Below are 26445 nucleotides of genomic sequence, written 5' to 3'. Positions count from 1 at the left end.
AATGGAAAGAGGCTGGCGCCGATGTCCAGGGTCAGCGTGTGCGCTTGGAGGGCGAGATGGTTATGCATCTCATCTCCAAGGCTCCCTCCCGCTTTGAGATGACATCGCGCGATCCATCGCAGCGTTTCGAAATCGCGCCAGACACAATGACCTTCAGCGCCATGCAGGGCGCGCCAAACATCCGCGATCTTCAGGGTGTGCGACGTGCATCCACGATCGCGGACCTGCGAAATATGAACCGGCTGACCCAGATGCTGCCCGGGTTCCATATCGCCGGCGGGTTCACCTGCGAGCCAACCGATATCGCTGTTCCATGGCGCCATCTGCACATCAACCATTCGAGCCTGGTGGAAACCAATATGCCCTTCTTCGGTCTGACGACCGGGCAGCAGCGTGCCGAGGACTCGATCGCTATGGGGCAGATCGTCCACGGCAAGGCATTTATGGATCAGAACGCGGTGATGCTCGGTCATGTGTCGGGAAACTCGCCGCTGGTCTGGGATTCGACCATGCTGGAAGGGCTTCGCGCTTTCGTCGAGGCGAACCAGGTCGTCCTGCTGTCACCTTTTGTGCTTGGCGCCGCCAACACTCCTGCCGACATCCCGGCCACAATCGCCCAGTTGAACGCCGAGGCGCTCGCAGCGCTTGCCTACACCCAACTGGTCAGGCCCGGCGCCAAAATGATCTACGGGCAGTATTCGGTCTCGGTCTCAATGCGCAGCGGCGCTCCGATGTCCGGCATGCCCGAAGTCACGCTCATCAACGCGGTCATCGGCCAACTGGCGAGGCGTTACGGGGTGCCGTGGCGAACCACTGCGTCTCAATCCTCCGCCAAGACCTTCGATGCTCAGTCCGGCTATGAATCGGCGGTTGCCTACATGTCAGGCGCCAGTGCCTGCGCCAATTTGATGATGCATGCCGGCGGCTGGGACGAGGCCGGTCTCGTCTGCTGCATGGCGAAGTTCGTCGCCGATGCGGAACAGAACCTGCTCATCGAAAAATATGCGCGGGGCATATCCTTCGAATATTTCGAGGACGCGCTCGAAGCTGTGCGGCGCATCGGCCCTGGCGGCCACTATCTCGGCGATTCCTTCACGCTCAAGCGCTTCAAGGACGCATTTATCGCACCTGAGATCCTCGATTACCTCAGCTACGAGCAGTGGAAGGTCAAAGGCTCCAAGGACATGGCGCAGCGCTGCCGTGAGAAGGCGAAATCGATCATCGAGAGCTATGAGCAGCCGCCCATGGATTCCGCTGTGCGCGAGGAACTCGATGCATTCGTCGCCAAACGCCAGGAGGAAATCTCGCCAAGCATTACCTAGGCCTCCGGCCACGAGCCCATGAGATCAATTGGGAACATAACAAGGGAGAAGAAAATGGGATACTTCAAAAGTAATGAAGACCGCATTCCGGCTTCCATCGAAAAGATGGCGAGCGACGTCAAAGCACGCAAGATGGATCGGCGCGAGTTCCTCGCGCTCGCAAGCACATTCGGCGCCTCGGCTGCGATGGCCTATGGCTTGATTGGTGTAGCATTGCCCCAACCGGCACGCGCCGCTGAGCCGAAAAAAGGTGGAACTCTGCGCGTGTCCATGCCTGTACATGCGCAGAAAGACCCGCGTACTTATGACACAGTGGAAGCTGCCAATATCTCTCGATGCTGGCTCGATCCGCTGGTCCGCTATACACGCGAGTTTACGTTCGAGCCGGCGTTGCTCGAAAGCTGGGAAATAAATGATGATGCTACCGAATATGTGCTGCATGTGCGCAAAGGCGTCACATGGAATAACGGCGATGCCTTGAATGCCAACGATGTTGTCTACAACCTGACCCGTTGGTGCGAAAAAAGCGCGCAAGGCAATTCCATGGCCGGCCGGGTCGGCGCGCTCATTGACGCCAAGACGGGGAAGGCACGAGAGGGCGCGATCACCAAAGCCGATGATCATACGGTCAGGCTGAAGCTCAACGGTCCCGACATTTCGCTCATCGCAAGTTTCACCGACTATCCCGCGCTTGTGGTTCATCACAATTTTGATGCCGGTGGCGCCGATCCCGTCGCCAAACCCGTCGGCACCGGCGCGTTCGAGCTGGTATCATATCAAGTCGGCGTGAAAGCGGTCGTGAAGCGACGTGAAAACGGGAAGTGGTGGGGCGGCGAGGCGCATCTGAGTGGCGTTGAGTTCATTGACTATGGCACCGATTCTTCGGCGACGCTGAATGCATTCGACTCCGGCGAAATCGACGCCAACCTTTCAACGCCGCCCGACTTCGTCGACCTGCTCGATAATATGAATCTGGTAAGGTCAGAGGTCTCCACCGCGACGACGGCGGTCGCCCGTACTAATGTCACGAACAAACCCTATGATGACAAGAGGGTGCGGAACGCTCTGCAGATTGCGGTCGACAACAATGTCGTGCTCCAACTCGGTTATAGCGGCCGCGGCACGGCCGGCGAAAATCATCACGTTAGCCCCGTCCACCCTGAATATTTCGCATTGCCGACCAAGACGCGCGATCTCGAGGGTGCGAAGAAGCTCTTGGCGGACTCGGGGCATGCCGACTTCGAGCATGAGCTGATTTCGATCGACGGGGACTTCGAGAAGAACACCAGCGATGCAATCGCGGCCCAGCTGCGGGAGGCCGGCTTCAAAGTCAAGCGCACAGTGATTCCGAGTTCGATTTACTGGAACGACTGGGCGAAGTATCCCTACTCACTGACGGTCTGGTACATGCGGCCACTTGGTGTTCAGGTCCTTGCCTTGGCTTATCGTACCGGCGAGGCTTGGAATGAGACAGGCTACTCTGCCCCTGATTTCGATACCAAGCTGAAACAGGCGCTCTCGATCAATGACGTGGCCAAGCGACGTCAGGTCATGAAGGATTTGGAGCAGATACTTCAGGATTCCGGCGTCATCATCCAGCCTTTTTGGCAAAAAGTGTATAGCCATATGGCCAAGAAGGTGAAGAACTATAATGTTCATCCCACCTTTCAATTGGACCTGCAAGACGTCTGGCTGGAAAGCTGATCAACACCAAAGGCTGCGTCTCGGTAGCCTTTAGCAAGCTCGCTAGCTAAAGGGCATGACGTCGCCCAGTCAATTGGTGTTATTGCCGAAAAAGTGGAGCGCAAACCGGTCAAAATACGATCTGTCGTCAGCGGTACACTGACGACAGCTCGAGAACAGCGCCTAATTTGGTTAGGCACAATGCAAGAACAGCGGACTTGGAGCAATGCAGTATGGACTACATGGAAAAATTCGGGCTCGCCGGTAAACGTGCCCTCGTAACGGGTGGGGGCCGCGGCATCGGGCTTGAAATCGCCCGCGCTCTCGGCCAGGCCGGTGCGGCAGTCACCATCGCTGAATTGGACGAGAATAGTGCGATTACTGCTATGGCCGATCTCGCAACTCGCGGTGTGCTGGCAAGCTACCGTGCTGTCGACGTGACGAAGCCGGATGCGGTGACGGCGCTCGCCGACGACCTAAATGCCGACGAGCCGATAGATATTCTCATCAACAATGCTGGCATCGCCCGGATAGCCGAGGCCCTTGACACTTCAGACGAGGATTGGCTGGCAACGATGCGGGTGAATTCGGACGCTGCATTCTGGTGTGCGCGCGCTTTCGGCCGCCACATGATCGCCCGCCGCTCAGGCAACATCGTCAATATCGGATCCATGTGCGGCCTAGTGGTCACCCAGCCCCAGAACAACACCGCCTACATCACCAGTAAGGGTGCCATCCATATGATGACGAAGTCACTCGCCTGCGCGTGGGCTAAGCACGAAGTACGGGTCAATGCCGTTGCGCCCGGCTATGTTGCCACAGAAATGACGCTGCCCCTGAAGGCTGACAACCCCTTGTGGCTCGATCGATGGCTCGAGCAGACCCCGCTGGGGCGACTCGCCCAGCCGGACGAAGTCGCCTCCGCGGTGCTGTTTCTTGCCAGTCCTGCGGCGAGCTATTGCACAGGCACCGTGCTGTCAGTGGATGGCGGCTATACATCCTGGTAAACAAGCAATGAATGAGTAAATAATGCATGATCTTATATAGTTGCTCTCTCGAGTACCCCATGGTTTTTTCGAGCGCTAGTATGTCCGGAACGTTAACGTCGCCGAGTCGATATCGTTAGACACAGATGTTATCCTCGATGAGTCTTGCGCGTAGGATGTATTGATGAGAAATTCGCCATATGGGGTTCGCTGTGTCTGCCACGAATACTGCGGCCAAGATGGATAACATTTTGACTGGCACTTACGGCACGAAGTGGCTGCCGACGGGTACAGGGGCTTTAGCATTGGCACACGATCTAACTCTTTCGGACCAGCGTCACTGGCTTCTGTCGGCCCTTCAGCGAACAATCGCAGGACGGGCTGAAAATAGATTGAGCGGTGAGCAGGTTGCATAGAGTCCCGTGGACGCTCTAAGGCTGGCTCGTCCGACTGTCGGCTGATCGCCGACGCAGCTATGTTCTGATATAAAAAGCCGCCTGTTACATCGGAGGCGAGACCTGAACCCTCGCTAGGCTCGTTATTGAGGATACCCATGGCTCAGAGATTGGCAGGCAAGGTTGCAATCATCACTGGCGGCGGGCGCGGTATCGGCGCCGGCATCACCCAGCGCTTTGCGGAGGAGGGGGCAAAAGTTGCCATTGTGCAAAGGAACCCGCCGCCTAATACCATGCTCAATGAGCACATCATCTATGTAAAGGCAGATCTTTCGAGCTCCCAGGAAATTGCCTCGGCCGTCCAGACGGTTGCCGAGCGGCTCAGCGGCTTGGACATCCTCGTTAACAACGCCGGGATCATGTTCGAGAAGACGGTCGACGAGATGACTGAGGCGGACTGGGATCAGATGATGGATATCAACCTTAAAGCCCCATTCCTGCTGACGAAGGCGGCAATGCCGCATCTTCGGAATCGGCCAGGTGCAAGCATCGTCAACATCGGGTCGATCGAAGGGCTAGCGTCCAATCCTGGACATCCTGCCTATTCCGCCTCGAAGGCCGGCATTCATGGTTTCACGGCGGCGGTGGCCGTGGATCATGGGCATGAGGGCATCCGCTGCAATGCCATTGCGCCGGGCTGGATCAATTCCGACCTGAGCGAGGTCTATATCGACAGCATGCCGGACAGCGCTCGTGTCCGCAGGGAACTGATGGCCATGCATCCGGTCGGGCGCTTAGGCGAACCGAGGGACGTCGGTAATCTCGCCGTCTGGCTCGCCTCGGAAGAAAGTGCCTTCGTTACCGGTCATGTCTACGTCATCGATGGCGGCCGCACCAAAAAACTGCCGTTGCCGGTCGCGTGAGAGGCGAGCTCCACCGATATCTGAGCTCGCGTTGTCAGATTGTTACGAAGATGAACGCTCTTCTTCGCCGATCCGAGTACTTTCTATGACCCGCTCGACACCAACCCGTCGATGAAGGTCGATGTCGGGTCAGAGGTGCTCGAGAGCATTCTTTCCCAGCTGGTGGAAGAAACGCGTGAAAGCGGAAAGGAGCGCGGCGGCCAAGAGCTCAAATACAACGGCCCCGAGAACGCTTTAACATATCGAAGCACAGCCGGACCGCATTGCCAGGATTTTTGGCCGAAATCCGCTACCACGCGACAACCTCGAGTACGACATGGCGAATCCGCTGCAATACCTTCTGGGGCAATATGTCGAAGGGGAGCAGCGCTATGACAAAGGAATTGTCTCGTTGGGCGAACGTGCCGACTGTCCGCTGATGTGGAGTCATTACGGAGATCAGCACAGAGGCATCTACGTTGGATACTCGGTTCCTGCCGACGCCGCGGGTGACCTTCACAAGATCAAATGCGGCGGGTGTCAGTCGATAAATTTTGCATGCCGATGCACAGCAGCGGGAGCAGGGTCGTAGCAGCCAGCGACATTTCTGCCATGCTCCAGGGAGACGCAGCGCGGCAGAATGTCGACCGAGCCGTCTTGATCAAGAAGGCCTTCGATTGGCGTTATGAACGCGAACGGCGTCTGTTGGTAAGCGCGGGCCGCAGGACTCGCCCACTAAGAATGGAGGAAGTCGTTTTCGCCATGCGTTGCGACACAACCCGTCAAACACGCCGTCGTAAAGGCATTGGGTCGAAGAACACATTGGGTCGAAGAACACACCGCGTATGGTTCTAAGAGACACGCGATAGTCCGGCACGTTTCTACTGAAGAAGTACTCGATGGATTTGGCCGAATTGACGGCGTCGCTCCCGATACGGGCACTCGCCCTGCAAGAAGCACCAGACCCCTTAAATTAAGCCCGATTTTCCCGATCGCGCCTGTTCACGGTTTCATCATGACGTCACCTCGAAGGAGCAGAAAAGATGGTTGATACACGGGTACGAGCTGCCTCGGTCGTTCGTTCGATCGAAAGTACTGTGGAGAAAGCTCTCCTTCATGCAGGCGAGAAGGTGCTGGCCTACTTTCTTGTCCGCTGCCGTGAGCCGATGATTCAGACGAAGAAAGTCCATCCAGGTAGGCGTGCCGAATGTCGCTGTCCAAAGTGGAGGCATTTGGAGTTTGCGCTGGAGCGGCCAGTTTCGTGCACCGGCACGGGTAACGGCGTGGCGCTTCGCGCGTATGCAGCCGAGAAGGGCGTCGATACTCTTTTCGGTTCTGGAATAGCCGACCCTGGCAACGATCCGGCCACTCCTCGGCTTCGGATCGAGTGCCCGCTCCGGTGCGGGAAAATCCGAACGTTCTTGATCCGATCTTGCCAAGGACTCACCGGCAAAACTATCCCTACTGTCGCAACCAGCAATAGAGCCCCCGCGGCGCCCATCAACGCCCAGGTCAAGGAGTAGTTCTGGGCGACAGCACCCCAGATCCAACTGCCGGCGGAATGTAGTGCAGCCGCTCGCTGGCGTGGATGGTGAAATAGTCAACGCCTTGTTCGGCCTACTCGATCAACGCTTAACAGTTATGGCTATCGGTCGACGTCAACGAATAGCGGTCTCAAGTGACGGCATTGGACATTCTGTCAGCTTTGTCGCGCCTGCGATACAGGGTTATCTAGCCGATTTCTTATTTTGCCTCAGCCCAAATAGCGGGAAACACTCGCCAAAAATTGTTTTCTTCGCCTCGTTCGGCCAATTGGCACGAGTTTTGATGCCCCTCGTTTGCGAGTCGCCAGCAGGTGCCGGACGGGCGCGCTGCCGATGATCATCTACCCCTACATAGAGGAACAGTTATGGACACTCCCGATCAGCAGACGGCACTGGAGCAAGCCGCACGAAAGCGCATCAAGGATTCCCACTCCCTCGACGGCGACGCCGGGCGCTTGGCCCACTTCTATCGCGGATGGGCCAGTTCCTACGATTTGGATGTGGGCCGCGATGGGTACTGCGGGCCGATGATCGTGGCGGAACTGGCAGCCGCCGTGCAGACGGCCTATTTGGCCAGGCATCGAGCGGCCATCGCAATCCTGGACGCTGGGTGCGGAACAGGCCTCGTCGGCGTGGAACTGGAAAGCCTCGGCTTCCGGTTGATCGACGGGTTCGATCTCTCCGAGGAGATGGCCGAAAAGGCACGGCAAACGCGCGTCTACCGCCATGTCCGAGGCGATGTCGACCTTAACGGGCAACCCTCCGAATACTTCAGTGCAAGCTATGATATCACGGTCTGCTGCGGTGTCTTCGCGCCCGGACATGTCGGACCAGGCAGGCTGCGCGAGCTGGCTCGCGTCACGCGCCCGAACGGATTCATCATCGCAAGCATCCGCAAAGGCTATGCGGAGGCCACATCCTTTGAAGACCATGTGCGGCGTCTGCAGGATGAGGGCGTCCTTATACCGGCACAGTGTTTAAGGGACGGCAGATACGCGGCCGAGGAGGGCGGGCACTATTGGGTCTTCCGGGTGCCCGAGAAGGTAAGCGTACCAACGGAGGAGCGGCCATGACCACGATACCGCAAATCTCGCTGACGACAAACTGGGAGCCGATGCAAGGCGACACGACTATCGCGAGCGCCTACGCATGCGCTGCCAGGAGTTCGGGTTCTTCTACATTGTTGAGCATGGCACCACGAAAGAACGCATCGCCCTAGCTATCCAGGCTTCCCGACGATTCTTCATGCTGCCAAGCAAATAAGAAATGCCAAATCCTTGCGCAAACGAAGGTGTACTCATGCCCGAAGATATCATAGCCAGACTGGATGACAAGCTGCGCGCGAAACGCGAAAGCTTTGACAAGATCCCTGTGGTTGATATAGCACCGCTTCTCGATGGCACGAATAAACAGTGGGTGGCCAAGGAGATATATTGGGCGTTGTCGAACACCGGGTTCATGTATGTGAAGAACCACGGTATTCCACAGGGCTTTGTTGATTCAATGTTCGACGTGGGTCGCCGATTCTTTGATCTGCCCTTGTCGCAGAAGATGTCATTGCATATTAGCAAATCCGATGTGGCGCTGCGCGGATATATCGAGCCGTTCGGGGAGAACACAGATCCAGGTAAGACGAAAGACCTCAAGGAGTGCTTTGACATCGGCCCTGAACGTTCGACACTGGAAGGTCCGTTTTTTGGCCCCAACCAGTGGCCCTCAAGCCTGCCCGAATTTCGGGCACTCACATACAGTTACCATCAAAAGATGGTGGGCCTCGCCACAAAACTCTTGAAGGGCATCGCGCTCAGTCTGGACCTGTCGGAAAACTATTTCGAGAACCTCATGCGGGACCCGATCAGTATTCAGCGCCTGATTCATTACCCGCCGCAGAGTGGTTATGTCACCGAAGACATCATCGGGATTGGAGCCCACACGGATTACGGCCATCTGACTATCCTCGCGCAGGACGACGTGGGTGGTCTTCAGGTCAGGAACCGAGATGGTGATTGGGTAGAGGGCACGCCGATCCACGGCACTTTCATAATCAACATTGGTGACCTGATTCAGCGGCTGACCAACGATGTCTACTTGGCGAACTTGCACCGCGTTGTGAACACCTCGGGGCGTGAGCGATACTCAATCCCCTTCTTTATCGATGCTGATTTCAACGCGATCATTGAGCCATTGGCCTCATGTGTCACGGACAGCAACCCGCGGCGCTACAAGCCGGTGACTTGCGGCGAGCACAAATTCGACCGTTTCGCAGCAAGTTACGCTCACTTGGCCAAAGCGTGATGAGAGCGGACAGGCACTTACACACGTGACACTGCCTGCCGCGCCTCATCGCGGAAAGCTACAATGATTCGAAATTGCTTGGCGAGCCAGTCCGCAAACAGGCGGCTTTCGAAGCCGCCCGCGGGCGGATTTTCACAAGACGCTGTGCTAGACTAGGCCTTTATCTGGAGTTCTCGCCCGGTTTCGTGGCTGACCTCCGCGCTGACCCACCTCCGCGGGAAACGGGTGCGGATACAACCCGAGTAGCCGCGCGTCGGAACCCGACGAAATGGACGGGCGGGCCGGCCTGTACCGCAGTTCCGTCGCGTAGGCTGGCGGCAGTCATTTATGGGCCAGAGGACGACGTCGTCACGACCATTGAACGCGGCGGTCGTCCGCGGATGTGACGATTGCCTCGACCGATGCGTTCACGTGGATCCGGCTGATACCGCACATTCCGCGCTTGGGCACAGCATGGTGTGATATTGCAGTCGACCATGTGATTTCCGAAAGTCGCGCTATCGCCGCACTGAGGTTGAGCTACGCAACCGCAATGCTTCGGCACATGGCCTGACGATAGAGCGGATCTATTGTTTGGCGACGTCATCTGCCCGTCTACCGTCCCGCCTTCGCCCAGGAGTACCGCGATCCGACGGCCGCTTGCCTGAACTGCTCCTCCTGCACGTTGAATGGATCGACCCCGTTGGGCCGGCTGGAGGTCCTGTGCAGCGCCGGGATTCGCCACGGGCCGCGTGCGAGCTAAGCCGGACTGGACCTCCTCTGCCATCATGACGATACCCGTTGCGCATCGCACAAAGCGCGCAGACGGCGGATGAACTCCGGCGGTGCTGGCAGGAAATATTTTCATCCCGAACCGGCTCGGTGGGCCGAAGCCGCGTTCGTATGGTCGCGCTGCGAGGTCCGGTAAAGTGGAAGCCTCCTTTGAAGCCGATGAATCACTTCGACTCGAGTGGAAAGGAGCGCTGTTCACCGCATCCGCCGCTTCTGCGCCAGTGGTGACAAAGCAGAGTTTTCGCCGGCGTGGGAAACGGAGCTATCGCGTTGAGGCCTTCCCGAGCCGCACGCAGCACAAGAATACTGCCAAGAGGTCTGGGTGAAGCGCTGCAATTGCGTTCTGATCGCATCAACCACCTGGGATGCGAGTGTCCGACCGCAAGCGCGCCCATTGCCGCCGATGAAATCGATATCTCGGCGGGCTTCCATTTTCCCAAATCTCCGCGCCTTGGGCTCGTTCCGAGCATACGGTAAATTCACATGCGACGCCGCGCGGCAGCGCGCTCTCACGTCCCGGCCTAGAGTTCCGCGCTCGATTGTGCCATCATGCTGCAATTCGCTCCCCTGTACGCGTTTGAATCGGTTGCCAGCTTCGCCGTGAGATTTGCGGTTGCGTCGCCATAGCCCTGTTCCTCTAGTGCGCTGCCATTCTCGGGCACCTGGAAGACCCAGTAGTGCACGTCCTCCTCGGCGATCAATTTACCATTGCTTAGACCCTGTATCCGTGTAAGGACAACCTCCTCTTGCAGAGGCCTCACCTTCAAAAGGATGTCGCCTCCGCATAGCTCTTGCGGGTGCTTGCGATGATGAATCCGTTCGGGCACGTGGCGCGAGCTGGTCCGCGCAGCCCACCTGGTCCGACATATCCGGGCGCGAAGACACCGCAGCAGAGCGCGATATCATAGCTTGCACCCGTTAAGGTCGACATCGCCTCGGACATGGCGGCAGACACGGCTTTGCCGAGCTTTTTCGTCCATCTCCACGGTACAAGGCCCCCCCCCGATAAACCCGAAGGCTGAGGACTCAAAACTCGTGCCCATCGGCCGAACCAGGCGAACTAAACATTCTCTGTGGCTGTTTCAAGTTGTTGGCCTGAAGCGAAATGAGAAATAGCTAAACAAGGCTGTGTCGCAAACCGACAAGCTGACAGAATCTCAGATGCCGTCACTTTGGACAATTACACGTTGACGTCGCCCCACGCCACAACGGTAGGTAAGCGGGCAGCTGAGGCCGTTCAGCGCTGGTAATTCCATGGCATGAGGGCGTCGATATCGCTGTTTGGCCAGCCATTGGCAATGCGCTCGAGGGTCAGGGTGAGCCAGGCGTGCGGATCGACCTGATTCATCTTGGCGGTGGTCAGCAGGGTGGCGATGGTGGCCCATGTCCGTCCGCCGCCGTCGCTGCCCGCGAAGAGGCTGTTCTTTCGGGTAATTGTCTGCGGCCGGATGGCGCGCTCGACGGTGTTGGAGTCGATTTCGATCCGGCCGTCAGTGAGGAAGCGCTCCAGCGCGGCACGCCGGCCGAGTGCATAGCGGATCGCCTCGGCCGGCTTCGATTTTCCCGACAACTTGGGCAGCTCCTTTTCCCACAGCGCAAAGAGAGCGGCAACGGATTTCTCCTGACGCGCAGTTATCCGTACTGCCGGGTCCTGGCCGCGTACGGCCTCCTCGGCGGCCCACAGTGGGGCCATCTGCGCCACCGTCTGCGAGGCGATAACGGAGGAGCCTGCGGCATGCAGTTCGTAGAACTTGCGCCGCACGTGCGACCAGCACGCCGCCAGCATCACGCCGTCATTGCCCCGATCGGATCGGGCCAGCCGGTTATAGGCGGCGTATCCGTCGACTTGCAGGATGCCGCGATAGCCGTCCAGATGACGGGCGACACATTCGCCGGCGCGGCTGTCCTCGAAGCGGTAGGCGACGATGGGCGGTCCACTGCCGCCAAAGGGCCGATCATCGCGGACATAGGTCCAGAGGTAGGCCGTCTTGGCCTTGCCAGATCCCGGCGCCAGCGTTGGCAGCGTGGTCTCATCGGCGAAGACCCGCTCCCCCTGCTTGATGCGAGCCAGTGCGTAATCGGCGAGCGGCTCGAGCTCGAAGCCGAGCTTGCCCATCCACTGCGCCATCTGTGACCGGTCGATCTCGACCTGATCGCGGGCATAGATCGCTTCCTGGCGGTAGAGCGGCAGGCCATCGGCGTATTTCGACACCGCGATCTGCGCCAGCAGCGCTTCGGTCGGAATGCCGCTTTCGATGATGCGGGCGGGCGCGGCTGCCTGGATGACGCCGTCCCAACCCTTGTAGGCATATTTGGGGCGACGCGTAACGATCACCCGGAACTTCGCCGGGGTGACATCGAGCCGTTCGGAGACGTCCTCGCCGATCAGGATCTTTTCCAGCGCTTCGCAGCCAGCAGGCGTTTCGGGCTCGATGACCACCTCGACCCGTTCGAGATGGGCCGCAAAGCCTTTGCGAGGGCGCGGGGCGCGCTTCGCTTTCGAGCCGCCCGCAGACTTCTCCATCTGCGCTTGGATGGCCGCCACGCCGGTTTCGATCTCGTCGAAGACCAGAGCATACTGCTCCTCGCTCAGCGCACCGGCCCGCAACCTTTCGGAGCGGCTGCCGAAGCGCGACCGCTCCAGCATCTTCACCACCGCCGTCAGTCGTGCGATCCGCTCCTCAGCGCTCTTGTTGACCAACTCGAGATGCGTATTGTGGGCTTCGAGATCGGCATTAAGCTCTTCCAGACCGGCGGCTTTTTCGGCCATGGCAACAACCATCGCCTTGAGCGCGTCAACGTCGTCCGGGAGCGCGAGATCGGGTGCCGACATGGCCAAAATCAGAGCATATTCGCGGGCAATTTTCCCGCGTTTTCAGGCCCCTGATTCATCATGCCGCAGGGTTTTACCCAACCGATTGCGGCCGCCTGACGGTCTCCGTTCGAACCCGTTTCCAGTCCATTCCGTCAACCAGAGCCATGAGCTGAGCATGATTGAGCTGGACCCGGTGGTGGCCGATCCGCGGCCAGCAGAACTTCGCCTCATCCAGCCGCTTGGCATAAAGACACACGCCGCTGCCGTCCCACCAGACGATCTTGATCCTGTCCGCTCTTTTGGCGCGGAATACATAAAGTGCGCCGTTGAATGGATCCGAGCCGGCATCGCGCACCAGTGCCAAAAGGCCGTCGGGACCTTTTCTAAAATCGACGGGATGACTGGCGAGCAACACCTTCACGCCAGCCGGGATCATGCCTGGCGAACCGCCCGGATAATCCGCACCAGCTGCTCCTCATTGATATCGGCACCGGCGCGAATGACCACGCCACCCAGCTCGATCTCCACCGACGCAGACGCTGTCGGCGTGACCTCGACAAAGCCGAGCCGCTCCGCATCCCTGTGTGGCGTGACCGCACCGCTCTTGATCGCCTTGCTCCGCCAGCCGAACAGCTGGGCCGGCGCCATCCCCGCCTGTCTGGCAATGGCCGATACATTCGCGCCCGGCTTCAGTGTCGCCTCGATCAGCCGCGACTTCGCTTCCGCCGACCAGCGCCGGCGCGGACGCTGCGGGCTTGCCTCCAGTCGGTTGGCAACCGCTTCAAGAACATGGAAACTTCTATCATCAGGCATAGGCGCAGACATAGAAATTGACACTGCAAGCTCCTCGGCTCCTTGCTTCAGTGTCAGTATGTCTCGCTCATCACCTCAAGCCGCGCCAGATGGGGTCAGCTTGGCGCTTACAACGGTAGGCGACCCCTTCTCCCGCATACGGCAGGGCAGTCCGAGGAAACTGGCTGGGGATGGAAATGCCGGGCGCATGGCCTGTACGGTGGCTCAGTTTTCAAGACTCAGAGGGGAGACGAGGCATGCGGTTCAGACTTAACGTTCTTGGGCAGCTAATCGAGCCGATTAATCGGCGCCACTTTCAGTCAATTTGGATCGTGATGATGGGCATGCCGACAAGTCGTTCAGGAGTAACGGCCACCGACGCAGGAGCGGGCGATATCAGTGCGGGCCTGAATTGCGCTTTTTTGAATTTGGCTTCAGCAATCCGATCACCGAGGGAACAATGACGCCCGAACACCGCATCTACAGGCTATTGAGAGCGCTCTCGCCAACGGCTTCGTCACCGCCGGAGTTAGACCACGCCGTGGTGCATGACCCCTGGTGCCGAGACGGACTGTCGGTTTTGTCGAGTCGGCGACACGGTGGTGTTCGGCTTTGCTGCTGATGCATTCTCATAAGCCTTTGAACAGCATCTAGAACATTTTTTCCGGCGCTCCTTATGCCAATTTGGCACGACTTTTGAGCCTTCTTTGTAGCGAGCCTTGTAGCGAGCAAGCAGGAGTTCCCGGCGGCGGGTGGCAGAAAGCGCCCCGCGTATTTTCCAGCACTTGGCACAGGACGCCTAATGGACGAGAGGATGCCTTTGGTGGCAAATGGCGAAACTAAGGCGTGCGACGCGGAGCAGCGGGAGAGCGCTCAACCGGTTGGCCAGTCCGCCAAGGATCTTCTTGAACGAGATGGATTGTTGCGGCCGTGCGATTGGCCGCCAAGCCTGGCCCCTTCTGGTGTCACGCCAGGTCTTGTGTTTCACAGACCAGCATCGTGCACTGCCGGACCATCGCGAAATCGGGTCCCATCGAAGTGTGGGCAAAAACGGCTCTCGGCACCGAATCGATGATCCGCCCGTCTCACGAGGCAGGTTTCGCCCTTGGCGATTTCGTCTGCATTGGAGGGCCTGCAGAAGCTTTTGTGCGACGCTTTCGAAACCTTGGCCAGATCGTATGTCTTGGGCGGAGGCTCGGCACCCAACAGAAAAAGAGGCTTCAGCGCAGATGCTCGCATTACGTTTCAGATTGACACTTCGGACATCGAGTGGCGCAGCCCAGGGGGCCTCTTGCGATGTTGCGCATGGCCATCAGATCAGGCCCACCGAGCCGCCATATCTGATTGAGAAATTTTTCCTTCGTATCGCATACCGCACGCTACAGGCGGTCGGCTGCAAGGCGTCAGAGCTTTCGCAGGCAGAAGCGCTATTATCCACTTGCGGTCGCTTATGGCGGCGGCGACTTCACCGCCCAAGTGAGCGCTCGGATCGCCGGTCCAGTGGATGGGCCGCGATCACCCGGGAGAAGGTGTCCGGGTCAACTTGGCCTGCCGCAACGAAAGTCGAGACGCCGATGCTGCAGATCGGCTTCGCAGTGTGCGGGCTGGAGTCGAATACCCCGATGGCCGACCTGAACCGCTCGGTGCCGCTTGGTCGCGCGGTGCGGCCGGAAGACATTGCTGGTGGTGTCCTGCTATTGGCGTCCGAAGCCGCGCGTTACATGTGCGGCGCGCTTGTGGAGGTGAACGGCGGAAAGGCTGTCGAATGACCCGTTTTGCCGGGAAGGTCGCCCTGGTGACCGGGGCCAGCAGCGGCATTGGGGCGGCAATCGCTGACAGGCTTGCCGGCGAGGGAGCCAGGGTCTTCGCTGTTCAGCTTGAGGAGGCCGGCCACATAGCATCGATAGTCGCGGACCTTTGCGACCCCGACATTCCGGCCATCATCATTGACGATGTCGTTCAACAGGCCGGCCGGCTCGATATCCTCGTCAACAACGCTGGGCGCATGGTTGAAGCCAAAGTAGATGAGACGGGGCTGGACGAGTGGCGACGCACAATGGCGCTCAACCTTGATGCTCCTTTCCTGCTGATCCGTCAGGCCATGCCTCATCTTCGCAGAAGCCGCGGCGCCATCGTCAATATCGGCTCGATAGAGGGATTGGCGTCCAACCCAGGGCACGCGGCCTACTGTGCCTCGAAGGCAGGGCTGCATGGCCTGACGCGTGCCGTGGCGGTCGACGGCGGGCAAGACGGGGTGCGTTGCAATGGCGTGGCTCCTGGCTGGATCGATACGGATCTCAACGTCAATTTCGTCGCCGCTTTGCCGGAGCAGGCGCGAGGGAGGCTGGGTACCATTCATCCGTTGGGTCGAACCGGCCGTGTTGAGGAAGTCGCGGCTATGGTCGCATGGATTGCCTCCGACGAGGCTGCATTCGTCACCGGCCAGATCTTTGTCGTGGACGGTGGCCGCACTGCCAAGCTAAGCCTTCCATGAAGGCAAGTCGGCTTCCGATTCTCGGACCGGCGGCGTGGAACGCGATTATCTCGCCGGATCTGGCTTATAGTCCCGCTGCGATTGGCGGATCATCGGCACCCTTTCGCGGGACTGGCGGCTGCTCGTTTGAGGTTCGCGGCGGGTTGATCTTGTCCTGGGCGCGCCGGTCGTAAAGCTGCTCCAGCTTTCGTATCGAGATCGCGCTATAGGCGATCGAGCAACGCCGAGTGGCACAATTGCGCAACATGTCCTGAAGAGCAGACCGGAGACGTTTGAGGGGAGGAGGTCGCGCCGCTTTTCCGTAACCCCGGCCCGGCCTCATCCTTTTGTTTGAGCTTCCGACAATCTTGTCCAACTTCGGACAAAAGAGAGTCTGGGATTTCTCCCGGCCACGCCTCGTCGCTGGAAAAGCAATGTGATTGTTAGCCTTTCAGTCAAATGGCGCGGCGCTTGCTTCGGACTCTTTAGGCCCCACAGAAGGCACGTAGAAAATCAGGAACAAGGCCATTGCTGACACCACAAAGCTCCATACAAGCGCCTGAGAAGACCGTCCCTATTCCCGCAGAATATCGGGACATGGTCCACGGTCCCTGCTTGACAGCTGTATTGCGCAGATTGGTCTGGCCCATGTCGACGCGGACACTTCCGACCACTGCCACCTTTTTTGTCGAGCACGAGAAGCGGACCCTAGATGTCCTTTCAAGCGCCATCGGCCTAGAGAGCCGTGCCCGAGCAGCCCGAAGGCGTCAAGCCAATTTCACAGCCAAGCGGGGGGCCGATAGTGTGTCGGCAAGCTCTTTGTTCCGGATTATGAGAGAGCCAGGAAGTGGATGAGTTATCCGCGACAAAGCAGGACCTGCGCTCTGCTAACCTAGGCAGCGTCTTTTACTTGGATTTTGGAGCAATGTTTTGAACATGAAGTTGGACGGTGATCAGAGACTAGAGGCTTATCGGCGGATGCTTCGCATCCGTCGATTCGAAGAAGAGGGTATGCGCCAGTTCAAAGACGACAAGATTCCTGGTTGGTTCCACTCGACCGTGGGTCAGGAAGCCGCTATCGTTGGAGCATGTCTCGCGCTTCGGGACGATGACGGCATAACGGGGACGCATCGTTCGCACGGCCATCCGATCGGGAAGGGTGCTCATCTCGACGCGCTCATGGCCGAGCTGATGGGAAAGGAGGGCGGCGTTTGCAAGGGGCGCGGCGGTTCGATGCACTTTGCAGACAATTCGGTCGGGATCATCAGCGAATCGGGTGTCGTCGGAGGAGGCATTCCTCTTGCCACAGGGTGTGCGTTCAGCGCCAAGCTGCGTAGCGTCGATCAGGTTACACTTTGCTTCTTCGGCGATGGGGCGGTGAACCAGGGCACCTTCCACGAGAGTCTCAACATGGCCTCGCTGTGGAAGCTTCCGGTCATCTATCTTTGCGAGAACAACGGCTATGCCATGACCACCACGGTGGCGCAAAGCCACGGGCAGCCGGACATCGCGCTGCGGGCGGCGGGCTACGGCATGCCAGGGGTAACGGTTGATGGGCAGGACGTGAGCGCCGTCTATGAAGCTGCGGCGCAGGCCGTCACGCGAGCACGCGCGGGCGAGGGGCCTACTCTGATCGTAGCCAACACCCATCGGTTCGACGAGCACAATTTTGGCTTGGTTATTCCGAGGGAGCCTTATCGATCGGTTGAAGAAGTCGAGGCTCACAAACGCGAACGCGATCCGATTTTGCTATGTCGCACTGTGCTCCTCGAAGAAGGCATAAATGAAAAGAGTCTGATAGCAATCGAGGACGAAGTCGCCCAAGCCGTCAAGGAGGCTGTGCAATTTGCTTTGGCCAACCCCATGCCTCAGCCCGAAACCTTGTCCGATTACATGTTCAACTCGCCCCTACAGGTCATTACAACTTCGAGGCTGGGCTGGAGAGGAATCAATCGACATGGCACCGATGCCCAAAAACTTGCCGCGACGCCAAGCTCCCATATTCAGATGACCTATCTTGAAGCGCTCGTGCAGGCTCAGATGGAGGAAATGGATCGTGATGAGCGCGTCGTCCTGATGGGAGAGGACATCTCGGTCCATGGCGGCGCCAAACTTATTGAGCGGTTTGGCAACAACCGGATTTGGAATATGCCGATTTCAGAAGGAAGTTTTACCGGCCTCGGAATCGGGGCTGCCATCAACGGATTGCGACCGATCGTAGACCTCTCAGGTGCCAGCTTCGTATATCTGGCCTCGGACCAGATCATCAACCAAGCCTCGAAATTGCGGTATATGACTGGAGGCCAGATTCACATTCCGATCGTGTTTCGTTGCTGTATGTTCTCGGTGGGGTCCGAGGCGGCGCAGCATGCCGACCGGCCTTATCCGTTTTTTATGAATGTGCCGGGCCTCAAGATAATCAGCCCGACCAGCGCCGCCGATATCAAGGGGCTGATGAAATCGGCCATTCGCGATGGCGATCCTGTACTCGTCTTCGAAGACGCCCGCCTGTGGGCGCTCAAGAGCGATGTGCCCACAGATCCGGACCATGTAATCCCGATTGGCAAAGCGGATGTGAAGCGTGAGGGAAGAGACGTTACCCTTCTCGCTATTGCAGGCGCCATTCGGCCGACGATGGAAGCTGTCGATGCGCTCACCGAGGAAAACATTTCGGTCGAAGTGATCGATCCACGTACGCTGAAGCCGCTCGATCATGAGGCTATCAAGATGTCAATCGCGAAGACCGGACGGCTTGTGATAGTCGAGAACGGGCACCGTGTCTGCAACGTCGGAAGTGAAATCGCCGCGGTGATGGCCGAAGAGGCGTTCGATCTATTGAAGCGACCGATCCTGCGCTTGAGCGCTCCGGACATTCACGTCCCATTTAGTCCGAGCCTCGAGAAGGATTTCTTCCCGACTAAGGATCACATCATCGCCGCCGTACGGCTGCTGCTCTGATATCATCAAAGACTTTGAATAGAATAGAAGCAAAGATGCCAACTGGCATCATTCAGCCACTCAAGTGGGATGGTACTGGAAGCGCGGAGTGCGTATTCGGATGAAGCCGGCCATCGATTCCGATTTGAAGCCGGCCAGTCATTCCGATTCAATCCGGCCGGTGTTCCGATTTGAAGCCGGCCATTTTTCGGACTGATCCTGGGTCTCGTCGATGTTTGGATTGAGTTTCGTTTCCGGTCACGCTTGCGCTGTTTCAGACGCTCTTGGCGAGCGCTGTTTTCGCATGCTTTCACCAGTGAGATCCATGCGATAGGCGTTGTGAACGAGGCGGTCCAGGATTGCATCGGCCAGATAATCACCTCCTCGATAGGGGAGGCCAAGGTGCGGTTCAAATGGTGCAGCAATGTGAGCAGCGTTCGCACGTTGATGCGGGCCAACGATCTCGATGCGCCCTGTTCTTCTGCAGACGCCACGGCAAGGTCGGTCACCGCGCGTCGGATTGAACTGCGGCGTCCGTCAGGTAGTCGAACAACCACGAAAGCCGGACCGCGCGCAGAACGGGACGACACGAGCTCCAGTCGCTGACCCGCAAGGCCGTGACGCGGGTCGATCAGCGTCAAATGAGACACCACCCGGTCGAGAATGGCGGCGGCCTCTGATCTTTGGTTCTGCAATCATCTCGTACCAGCGATCCAGGGGCAACTGACTGGTGACGATTGTCGATCGGCGTTCGTAGCGGTCTTCAATGATCTCAAGCACATCACGCCGCTGGTCATCATTGAGTTTTCCGGTCCCCAGTCATCGAGAATGAGAAGGTCGGTTTTGGCGAGTTGCTTGACGGCCATAACGTCCGTCGTCTCTCGCGAGGGCTAGTGTTGCAAACAGCCGGGGAACGCGGTGATAGGCGACGGAGAAATCCTCTCGGCAAGCTTTGTGACCAAGCGCACAGGCCAGCAGCTCTTGCCACGCCCGCCGGCCCGGTGATGAAAAGACTGTGATGCTTGCGAATCCAGTCGCAGCCGGCGAGCGCCATGAACAGATTGCGGTCGAGACCGCGTGCGGCACGAAAGTCGGCATTCTCGATCTGTGCGTCATGGCGCAGCTTTGCAGCCCTGGCGCGGGCTTCGAACGCTTCTGGCGGCGCATGGTAGCATCGCGCTCAAGCAGAATGGCAGGCTATTCGCCATGCTCGAGGGCGCGTGCTTCGGATTGTGCGTCGAGCTCCCGGAAGGCGGTGGCCATGCCATGAAGGCCGAGTTCGCGCAGCATGTCGATGCTGGGATGTGTCAATGCCGAGTGAAATTTCCCCAAAAGTGCCGAAGTAAAATTCCCCAATTATGCCGTCTCGGACGGCATGGAGAATTGGGTATTTTTCGGCGGCCGACCACGCTGCCGTGATGGTGGAGCGAAGGACGGTGGGGTAATCAGGGCTTTCGGGCGGACATGTTCAGGCATCAATTCGGCATGTTGGCGCAACCTGTAACTTGATCCTTCGATCTGAACGACGACGGCATGATGCAAAAGCCTGTCGAGAAGTGCGGTGGCGACCACGGCGTCTCCCAAAACATCGCCCCAATCTGCAAAGCCGCGATTGGACGTCAGGATCATTGCCCCTTTCTCGTAGCGGGCGTTGACGAGCTGGAAGAACAGGTTGCCGCCGCCGGCGATGATCGGGAGATAACCGATCTCATCGACGATCAGCAGACTGGTCTGCAGAGGAAGCGGATGCGTTCTTGCAGCCGTCCCTCGCGCTCGGCCCTGGACAGCGCTGCGATGAGGTCGGCAAGCGTACAGAAGTAGACGCTCTTGCCCGCTTTGACAGCCTCGACGCCGAGCGCAGGCTTTTGCCGGTTCCCGGCGGCCCGAGGAAATGGACGGCCTCGTGCCTTTCGACGAAACCCAGTTGCGCGAGCGTGAAGATCCGATCGCGATCGAGGGAGGGCTGGAAAGTGAAATCGAAGCCGGCGAGCGTTTCGATGGTTGCCAGCCGACCCCCGCAACGCCGTCTTTATGCGACTGTTCTCGCGCAGGGTTAGCTTTTCGGAAAGGAGAATATCGATCGCTTCGAGTGCCGACAGCTCGCCATGCTAGAGGCGGCGGACAATATGGTCGAGTGCTTCAAGGGCACGTGGCATCTTCAGGCCGACAAGGTCATGGCGAATGCGGTCGATCATCGATGGCACGGAATCGAGCGCGGCGTTCATGGGCGGTTCTCCTGTGCCATAGCTCTGGCGACGGCGTCGTAGAAGGCGAGCGCCGCCTGTGACCCGGTCTCCGGATCCATGAAGAATGATCTCGTCATTGTTGACGCGCGTTCGCGATCGCGGCGGTGAGCGAAGGGTTCTGTGTCCTGGTTCGACGCGGCGCTGATGGCGACCTTCCGACACCGGATGCACAGCAATCAGCGCGCCGTCTTCGAAGATTCGAACCTGATTGGCCAAGGTGAGAACCTCGACGAGCCGCCCTGGTGGCGTCGGGCACGCTGGGCGTTTCCACCAACGCTCACCATGCCCTCTCGGGATATCCTGCGCTCAAGCCGCAGAACCGATCGGAACGGAGCCAGTGGCAAGGGACGCAGATGAAGGCGCTCTTCCGCGAAGGCCTCGACGACGACGCGCTGCGTTTTGGCGTGCACGCGCGGGTCAAGGTTGCGAAACGAGCGCGCCAGGAAGAAGTCTTCACGAATATAGCGGAATGGTCGCTCGACCTTTCCCCGACAATCTGAAGTCGGGCGTCAGCCGCGCCAGCTTCTACGATCCCGAGATCATCGCAGCTACGGCATGATGGCATCCCATTATGGCGCCGGCGTTCTTCCGGCACGGCCGCGACGGGGACGATCAGCCGGGGAACGCCTCCGAAGAAACCAAACATCCGAACATGCGAGCCGATCCAGTCGGGAAGTGTTTGTGTCCATGTTGCTTCAGCATAGGTGAAGCTGGATGCGCCGAGCACCGCCATGAAGATCTCTGCCTCGCGGATCTCACCGGTCTTGCAATCAACAATCGGGATCTTCTTGCCGGAATAGTCGACGAAGACCTTGTGCCGGCCGCATGCTCCTGGCGAATCGTCGGCGAAAGCCGCTGCTCGAAACTGCGAAAGAGTTCGCAGAAGCGACTGTAGCCATATCCTTCGGGATGCGACCCACGATACTCCTCCCAGAGGATAAGCAGGGTGACGCCGGGCTTCTTCAGCTCGACGGCAAGATCGGCCCAGTTTGGTTCTGTGCGCCGCCGTGTGCCCTGCCTGACGCCGTTGGGAGTGAAGAGTTGTTCTCGAGCGCATCGTCGGTCAGTTCGCCCGGCAAGGGCCAGCTCAATCCAACCGCCGCTGCGCGCTGCAGATTATCCTGCGCCGTACTGCGCGCTATTCCCAACACGACGGTAATCTCGCGGGAGCTCGTCCCGCTTCCGGCAAGCCGCAGCATTTGTCGTAACTGTCTCATGGTCAGCCTTCTCTTTGCCGGCATCAAAATCTCCCCGTTCATCGCGGGGTATTTGATGCCAAAGTTGCTGACCCAGGAGGTAATGTTCAGTGCTGGCCGGTCTTTGGTTGGGACGGTGGCCGGCTTCATACCGGAATGGTGGCCGGTGTTTGATCGGAATGGCGGCCGGCTTCACGTCGGAATCAGCACGCGGAGGCGGTGCGCCTGTCGGATGGTCCGCTTGTGGCAAATATCAGGTCCAATATCATTCCTATCTCGACCGGACCAAGGTCCATGCCGCCTGCCCGCGGCCGGGATGGCAATGGTCGCCTTGCCCGCTCGGCCGCGTAGCGTTGTTCGAAAAGGCGGCGATCGGGGATGCCGCCAAGCAACACGGCAAAAGTCACCCCAGCGCAGCTTCGGACCCTCCGGCGAGGGCTGAAGCCTGGTAACTTCAGTCTCCTCGGTCCGTCCGAATGGACAAACCTTCTGAAAGCTGACTGAGCGAGATGCTATGCTCAGCCCGTCGGACGAAGGCACGCCAGCGCCAGGAGCAATGTTAAAGAATTTGAAGGGATCGGCCCGGAATTCGCCGGTGTCCTGTGGCCGGAGGGATTGTTCCGAAGCTTTTCCAACCGACGGCAGGTTGCCGCTTATGCCGGATTGGCGCCGACGCCCTGACGGAGCGGATCCGTCGCGCACGAACAAGGTGTCTCCAAAGCCGGAACGCCCCGGCTGCGAACGACCATGATCCAGCTCGCCTGGTTGTGGGTAAGGCATCAGCCCCGTTCGAAGCTGACTCTGTGGTTTCATCAGCGTGTACAGCTCAATGGTGGCCGAGTTCGGAAAGTGCTGATCGTTGCCTTGGCGCGAAAGTTGCTGATCGCCTTCTGGAAATATGTGACGCCGGGGTTGTGCTGGAAGGAGCCGAGACAACGGTCGCCTGAAAACAAACGCTTCCCCCTTTCAATCTTCCGGGGCCTGATCAGCTCCGGCGGATCCAGGTGGGCGGACCGCAATTTGGCCTGGCTTAAAAAGCCGAAGAAGAGAGGTCCCGCCCTCCTGAGCCTTCGCCCGACGCAAGTGGGATATTGGCGCGGCCGATGAGAGCGGCGACCGGATGTGATGAGGTGGAACGGCCCGCTCCGGTCTGGCCGAATGGCAGGATCTGCCCTTCCTGTTACAAACGCTCGGTCGCAATAGCTGGCCGTGACATGGGCAAGCGGCGTGCGCGACCGGGTCTCTATCAATGCTCCAGTGGCGACTGTCGCTTCCAGTTCACGGTCACGACGCATACGCCCTTGCGCACGTGGCTTAAGGCGATGTGGCTGTTGCTACAGTCGGACAAAGGCTTGTCTTCGGTTCGTCTCGCCGAGACACTCGGGGTGAGTCAGCCAACGGCCTGGCGGATTGGTCATGCGCTGCGCCTCATGGTGGCGCGTGACCATATGCTCAACGGCACGGTGGAATCGACCATTTCTATCTTGAGGGCGGGCCTAGAAAATATCCCGATGATCCATCCCCCGGAAGAGGCCGCAAAGGGCAGGCAAAAACGGAAAAGACGCCAGTCTTGGCGATTGTGCAGCGACCGGTAGACGTCACCCCCGGCTCCGGAGTGAGTGATGCCCGTGCATCTGTCGTCACCGGCCTTTCGCTGCGCGCTGCCGTAGGTGCGATTGCACCACAAGTTGAGCTTAGTGCGCATTCGATGAGTGATGAGGCAAAGGCATTCGTCGCCATAGGCGAGCGCTTTGCCGCACACGAGAGGGTCAACCACTCCAGCCGCGAATATGTTCGGGAGGCTGTCCACGTAAATTCGGTCGAAGGTTTCAACGGGCGGGTTCGACGAACCATCGCAGGGGTCTTTCATCACATAAGTCCGGAACTTGCTGACCTATATGGTGCCGAGCCTACCCTTCTTCATGGACAGGCCGGGTTGGGTGCGGTCGAGCGCCTGGATCTGGGTCTTCTCGTCGACCGACAGCACGATGGCGTGAGCAGGCGGATCGCGGCTGCTCGCTAGGCTTTACCTCGGCCGTCATCGCAGACGGCAGACTTCAACGCGCTTGCAAGGCGCAACTCTCCCCGAACCGTAGGTGCGCCCTTTCAGCGCACACGGCTCTCCGTTCAACCTCGGCCCAAGGCCATAGCGACATCACGAATAGCCTGAGGTAACGGTGCTCCGAACTTCATCCCGGATAGATGAAGCCAGCACATGCGCCGGTTATATTGACCGCATTCGTGTCGAACTTTCTCCGCCGGCTGGAGCCTCTTCGTCTCACTCCCCAACGGCATAAATTCGAACCCATCGACGTTATCGCCACCGGGAAGTCGTGGCCAGCCTGCCTGAAAACCGCGCGGTCGGCCTCACGCGGATCGCGAATCTTCGACGTGAAGGAGATCTATATCTGGCGCAATCTTTTCCGTCTTTGAGTCCCATGGGACATGCTCTATGCAGAACGCGAAACAACGCTGGAGCCAGCCGTGGGCGCGACGACCGAGGTGCAGAAGAAATCGAGGTCTTCGCAAGAGAATGGTCCGAAAACGTTCCGCGCGAGTTGGTCTCATCTTGAGTAGCAATCAATAACGATGACACAATCAAGGCTTCCATATTCGTGAACATGTTTTCCATGGCTCTGCTCAGCCGATCAAGTTTGCTAGAAGATTTCGGAACGTGTTGATGCTGGAAAATTGGACCGACGCCTGCAGCGTGGACGACATCGAAGAAGAAGGAGTCATCCGATTCGATCACGCCGGTAAGACCTATGCGATCTACCGGTCTGCTGACGACCGGTATTACGCAACCGACGGACTTTGCACCCATGAACGGGTCCATCTCGCCGATGGTTTGGTCATGGGAGATGAAATCGAGTGCCCCAAACATATGGGCCGTTTCAGCTATGTGACGGGCCAGATAAAGGGCCCGCCGGTCTGCGTTAATCTCACAACTCATCCGGTCAAAGTCGAAGGTGGGCGCGTCTACATCGCTGTCCGCTAGAGCTAGACAAAAATGAAGGGGAGTAACAATGGCAACGAATGATCTCGCGGCAACTCGAAACAAGGGGGGAAATGCAGACAAGGAGCGCCGGACCGAATGGCAGCCTGATCATTTCTTGCAAGGGCCGCCGAAATTGTGGCCGATCAGCCCGGTTGGAATCGTGAAGTGGTTGTACTTCTATCTCGTACCGTGGACTCTGATCTACATAGCGGTTTCCGTCGCAGTTTCGGTCTACCTGACGCCAAGCATGGAAACGATGAAGACGCTCAGCTGGGACTGGATCGCTTTCATATTCGCGCGCAATTGCGCGCTTCTAATCTTATTCGTCAGCTGCCTGCATGTTCCTCTTTATGTCAAAAAGAGCCAGGGGTTCGATCGCAAGTATAATGGCCGCTGGCTTGCCCGAAATAACCCGAACTTCCTGTTCAAGAATCAGCTTCTGGATAATTTATTCTGGACCTTCGCCAGTGCGGTACCGATCTGGACCGCCTATGAGGTTCTGACGTGGTGGATGTTCGCAAACGGATATATTCCCTATGTGTCGTTTAACGAACATCCAGTCTACTGCTTGGCGGTTTTGTTTGCGATCCCTCTATTCCGGAATGTTCACTTTTACCTCATTCACCGGCCGATCCACTGGCCGTTCCTGTACCGGTGGGTGCATTCTGTCCATCACGCGAATGTCAACGTCGGGCCGTGGTCGGGTCTGTCCATGCACCCAGTCGAGCACATCGTCTATTATTCGGGTGTCCTCATTCACTGGATCGTTCCCTCGCATCCGATCCATGCGATGTTCCATATGATACATACCAGCCTCGCGCCATCTCAAACCCACACCGGCTTTGAGAAGTTCATCATCAAGGACAGCATCGAGATTCGGATGGAAGACTACTACCACTATCTCCATCACCGCTATTTCGAGTGCAACTATGGCGGGGGGGGTATCCTGAACGTCGACGCTTGGTTCGGAACGTTTAACGACGGCAGCCCCGAGGCCATGGAGAAGATGAACCACCGCGTCATGAGCCGTCAGCAGAAGGCGCAGAGCGAAGGCCAGTCTTCCTGACCACACAACAGCGACCGAAGCGAA

At 58.5% G+C, this 26445-nt stretch carries 20 protein-coding genes and 5 pseudogenes; 15 read left to right on the top strand and 10 right to left on the bottom strand.

Translation table 11 applies throughout. From position 1 onward, the window contains the following. Positions 1-56: 56 nt before the first annotated feature. The 4 genes from NKH54_RS31585 (at position 57) to NKH54_RS31570 (ending at position 5309) form a co-directional block, all read left to right on the top strand. Complete coding sequence (locus NKH54_RS31585) at positions 57-1322, top strand: trimethylamine methyltransferase family protein (RefSeq protein WP_353029675.1); 1266 nt, start codon at positions 57-59, stop codon at positions 1320-1322. Positions 1323-1376: 54 nt separating this feature from the next. After that, complete coding sequence (locus tag NKH54_RS31580) at positions 1377-3026, top strand: ABC transporter substrate-binding protein (protein ID WP_353029674.1); 1650 nt, start codon at positions 1377-1379, stop codon at positions 3024-3026. A 212-nt stretch (positions 3027-3238) separates the two neighbouring features. Further along, a complete protein-coding gene (locus NKH54_RS31575; RefSeq protein ID WP_352814152.1) occupies positions 3239-4012 on the top strand; it encodes an SDR family NAD(P)-dependent oxidoreductase in 774 nt (257 codons plus the stop codon). A gap of 532 nt (positions 4013-4544) precedes the next feature. After that, complete coding sequence (locus NKH54_RS31570; protein ID WP_353029673.1) at positions 4545-5309, top strand: SDR family NAD(P)-dependent oxidoreductase; 765 nt, start codon at positions 4545-4547, stop codon at positions 5307-5309. Between the two features lie 992 nt (positions 5310-6301). Here the strand turns inward: NKH54_RS31570 and NKH54_RS31565 are convergent. Further along, positions 6302-6727 carry an MFS transporter gene (locus NKH54_RS31565; protein ID WP_353029672.1) on the bottom strand — a complete coding sequence of 142 codons (426 nt, stop codon included), beginning with the start codon at positions 6725-6727 and terminating at the stop codon, positions 6302-6304. Positions 6728-7197: 470 nt separating this feature from the next. On the opposite strand from NKH54_RS31565, the gene NKH54_RS31560 reads away from it, so the two are divergent. From NKH54_RS31560 to NKH54_RS31550, 3 genes are all read left to right on the top strand, one after another. Further along, complete coding sequence (locus NKH54_RS31560; protein WP_353029671.1) at positions 7198-7905, top strand: class I SAM-dependent DNA methyltransferase; 708 nt, start codon at positions 7198-7200, stop codon at positions 7903-7905. A gap of 76 nt (positions 7906-7981) precedes the next feature. Further along, complete coding sequence (locus NKH54_RS31555) at positions 7982-8095, top strand: 2-oxoglutarate and iron-dependent oxygenase domain-containing protein (protein ID WP_023835526.1); 114 nt, start codon at positions 7982-7984, stop codon at positions 8093-8095. A 36-nt stretch (positions 8096-8131) separates the two neighbouring features. Further along, positions 8132-9127, top strand: coding sequence for an isopenicillin N synthase family dioxygenase (locus NKH54_RS31550; protein WP_353029670.1), 996 nt, complete (start codon positions 8132-8134; stop codon positions 9125-9127). Positions 9128-11135: 2008 nt separating this feature from the next. Here NKH54_RS31550 and tnpC read toward each other — a convergent pair. The 3 genes from tnpC to NKH54_RS31535 all read right to left on the bottom strand — a co-directional run bounded on the left by tnpC (position 11136) and on the right by NKH54_RS31535 (position 13526). After that, positions 11136-12731 carry an IS66 family transposase gene (gene tnpC, locus NKH54_RS31545; protein WP_353029669.1) on the bottom strand — a complete coding sequence of 532 codons (1596 nt, stop codon included), beginning with the start codon at positions 12729-12731 and terminating at the stop codon, positions 11136-11138. Between the two features lie 73 nt (positions 12732-12804). Next, positions 12805-13149 (bottom strand): IS66 family insertion sequence element accessory protein TnpB, encoded by a 345-nt coding sequence (tnpB, locus tag NKH54_RS31540; protein ID WP_352642448.1) that lies wholly within the window; start codon positions 13147-13149, stop codon positions 12805-12807. Next, the gene (locus NKH54_RS31535; RefSeq protein WP_245274633.1) at positions 13146-13526 is read right to left on the bottom strand and encodes a transposase; all 381 of its coding nucleotides are present in this window, start codon (positions 13524-13526) and stop codon (positions 13146-13148) included. Before NKH54_RS31535 ends, tnpB begins: the two co-directional genes overlap by 4 nt. 1553 nt (positions 13527-15079) lie before the next feature. Between NKH54_RS31535 and NKH54_RS31530 the strand changes: the two genes are divergently transcribed. From NKH54_RS31530 to NKH54_RS31520, 3 genes are all read left to right on the top strand, one after another. After that, positions 15080-15274: an SDR family oxidoreductase gene (locus tag NKH54_RS31530; RefSeq protein WP_353029668.1), complete on the top strand. Its 195-nt coding sequence runs from the start codon at positions 15080-15082 to the stop codon at positions 15272-15274. Further along, positions 15271-15999, top strand: coding sequence for an SDR family NAD(P)-dependent oxidoreductase (locus NKH54_RS31525; RefSeq protein ID WP_353029667.1), 729 nt, complete (start codon positions 15271-15273; stop codon positions 15997-15999). Before NKH54_RS31530 ends, NKH54_RS31525 begins: the two co-directional genes overlap by 4 nt. A gap of 990 nt (positions 16000-16989) precedes the next feature. Continuing rightward, on the top strand, positions 16990-18936 hold the full coding sequence (locus NKH54_RS31520; RefSeq protein ID WP_353029666.1) for an alpha-ketoacid dehydrogenase subunit alpha/beta: 1947 nt from the start codon (positions 16990-16992) through the stop codon (positions 18934-18936). A gap of 5 nt (positions 18937-18941) precedes the next feature. Here the strand turns inward: NKH54_RS31520 and NKH54_RS32620 are convergent, their stop codons facing one another. The 4 genes and pseudogenes from NKH54_RS32620 to NKH54_RS32615 all read right to left on the bottom strand — a co-directional run bounded on the left by NKH54_RS32620 (position 18942) and on the right by NKH54_RS32615 (position 21458). Further along, entirely contained in the window at positions 18942-19556 is a 615-nt protein-coding gene (locus NKH54_RS32620; protein WP_502907585.1) for a DUF5372 family protein, read from the bottom strand. Then, positions 19453-20020, bottom strand: a pseudogene (locus tag NKH54_RS31505) (ATP-binding protein). Before NKH54_RS31505 ends, NKH54_RS32620 begins: the two are co-directional and overlap by 104 nt. A 251-nt stretch (positions 20021-20271) precedes the next feature. Next, a pseudogene (locus NKH54_RS31500) lies at positions 20272-20914 on the bottom strand (ATP-binding protein). A gap of 109 nt (positions 20915-21023) precedes the next feature. Beyond that, a complete protein-coding gene (locus NKH54_RS32615; RefSeq protein ID WP_502907586.1) occupies positions 21024-21458 on the bottom strand; it encodes a Mu transposase domain-containing protein in 435 nt (144 codons plus the stop codon). Between NKH54_RS32615 and NKH54_RS32610 the strand changes: the two genes are divergently transcribed. After that, complete coding sequence (locus NKH54_RS32610; RefSeq protein ID WP_502907587.1) at positions 21404-21661, top strand: hypothetical protein; 258 nt, start codon at positions 21404-21406, stop codon at positions 21659-21661. The two genes, NKH54_RS32615 and NKH54_RS32610, sit on opposite strands and share 55 nt — an antisense overlap. Before the next feature lie 462 nt (positions 21662-22123). On the opposite strand, the gene NKH54_RS31490 is transcribed toward NKH54_RS32610, so the two are convergent. Next, positions 22124-22507, bottom strand: a complete 384-nt coding sequence (locus tag NKH54_RS31490; RefSeq protein ID WP_353029665.1) for a hypothetical protein — start codon at positions 22505-22507, stop codon at positions 22124-22126. A gap of 420 nt (positions 22508-22927) precedes the next feature. Between NKH54_RS31490 and NKH54_RS31485 the strand changes: the two are divergent. Both NKH54_RS31485 and NKH54_RS31480 read left to right on the top strand, forming a co-directional pair. Next, positions 22928-23304: pseudogene (locus NKH54_RS31485) on the top strand (transposase); the annotation flags it as partial. Between the two features lie 201 nt (positions 23305-23505). Continuing rightward, positions 23506-24266 (top strand): annotated as a pseudogene (locus NKH54_RS31480) (IS1595 family transposase); the annotation flags it as partial. Here the strand turns inward: NKH54_RS31480 and NKH54_RS31475 are convergent. Then, positions 24255-24365, bottom strand: a pseudogene (locus NKH54_RS31475) (IS630 family transposase); the annotation flags it as partial. The pseudogenes NKH54_RS31480 and NKH54_RS31475 overlap by 12 nt on opposite strands. A 672-nt stretch (positions 24366-25037) precedes the next feature. Here NKH54_RS31475 and NKH54_RS31470 point away from each other — a divergent pair. Beyond that, positions 25038-25355, top strand: a complete 318-nt coding sequence (locus NKH54_RS31470) for a MocE family 2Fe-2S type ferredoxin (protein WP_353029664.1) — start codon at positions 25038-25040, stop codon at positions 25353-25355. A 28-nt stretch (positions 25356-25383) separates the two neighbouring features. Further along, positions 25384-26421 (top strand): sterol desaturase family protein, encoded by a 1038-nt coding sequence (locus NKH54_RS31465; protein ID WP_353029663.1) that lies wholly within the window; start codon positions 25384-25386, stop codon positions 26419-26421. The last annotated feature ends 24 nt before the right edge of the window (positions 26422-26445 follow it).

This window comes from Mesorhizobium sp. M1004, assembly GCF_040318795.1.
Lineage (GTDB): Bacteria > Pseudomonadota > Alphaproteobacteria > Rhizobiales > Rhizobiaceae > Mesorhizobium.
The sequence above is the reverse complement of the archived record's forward strand: the minus strand, read 5'-3'. Positions and strand labels throughout refer to the sequence as shown.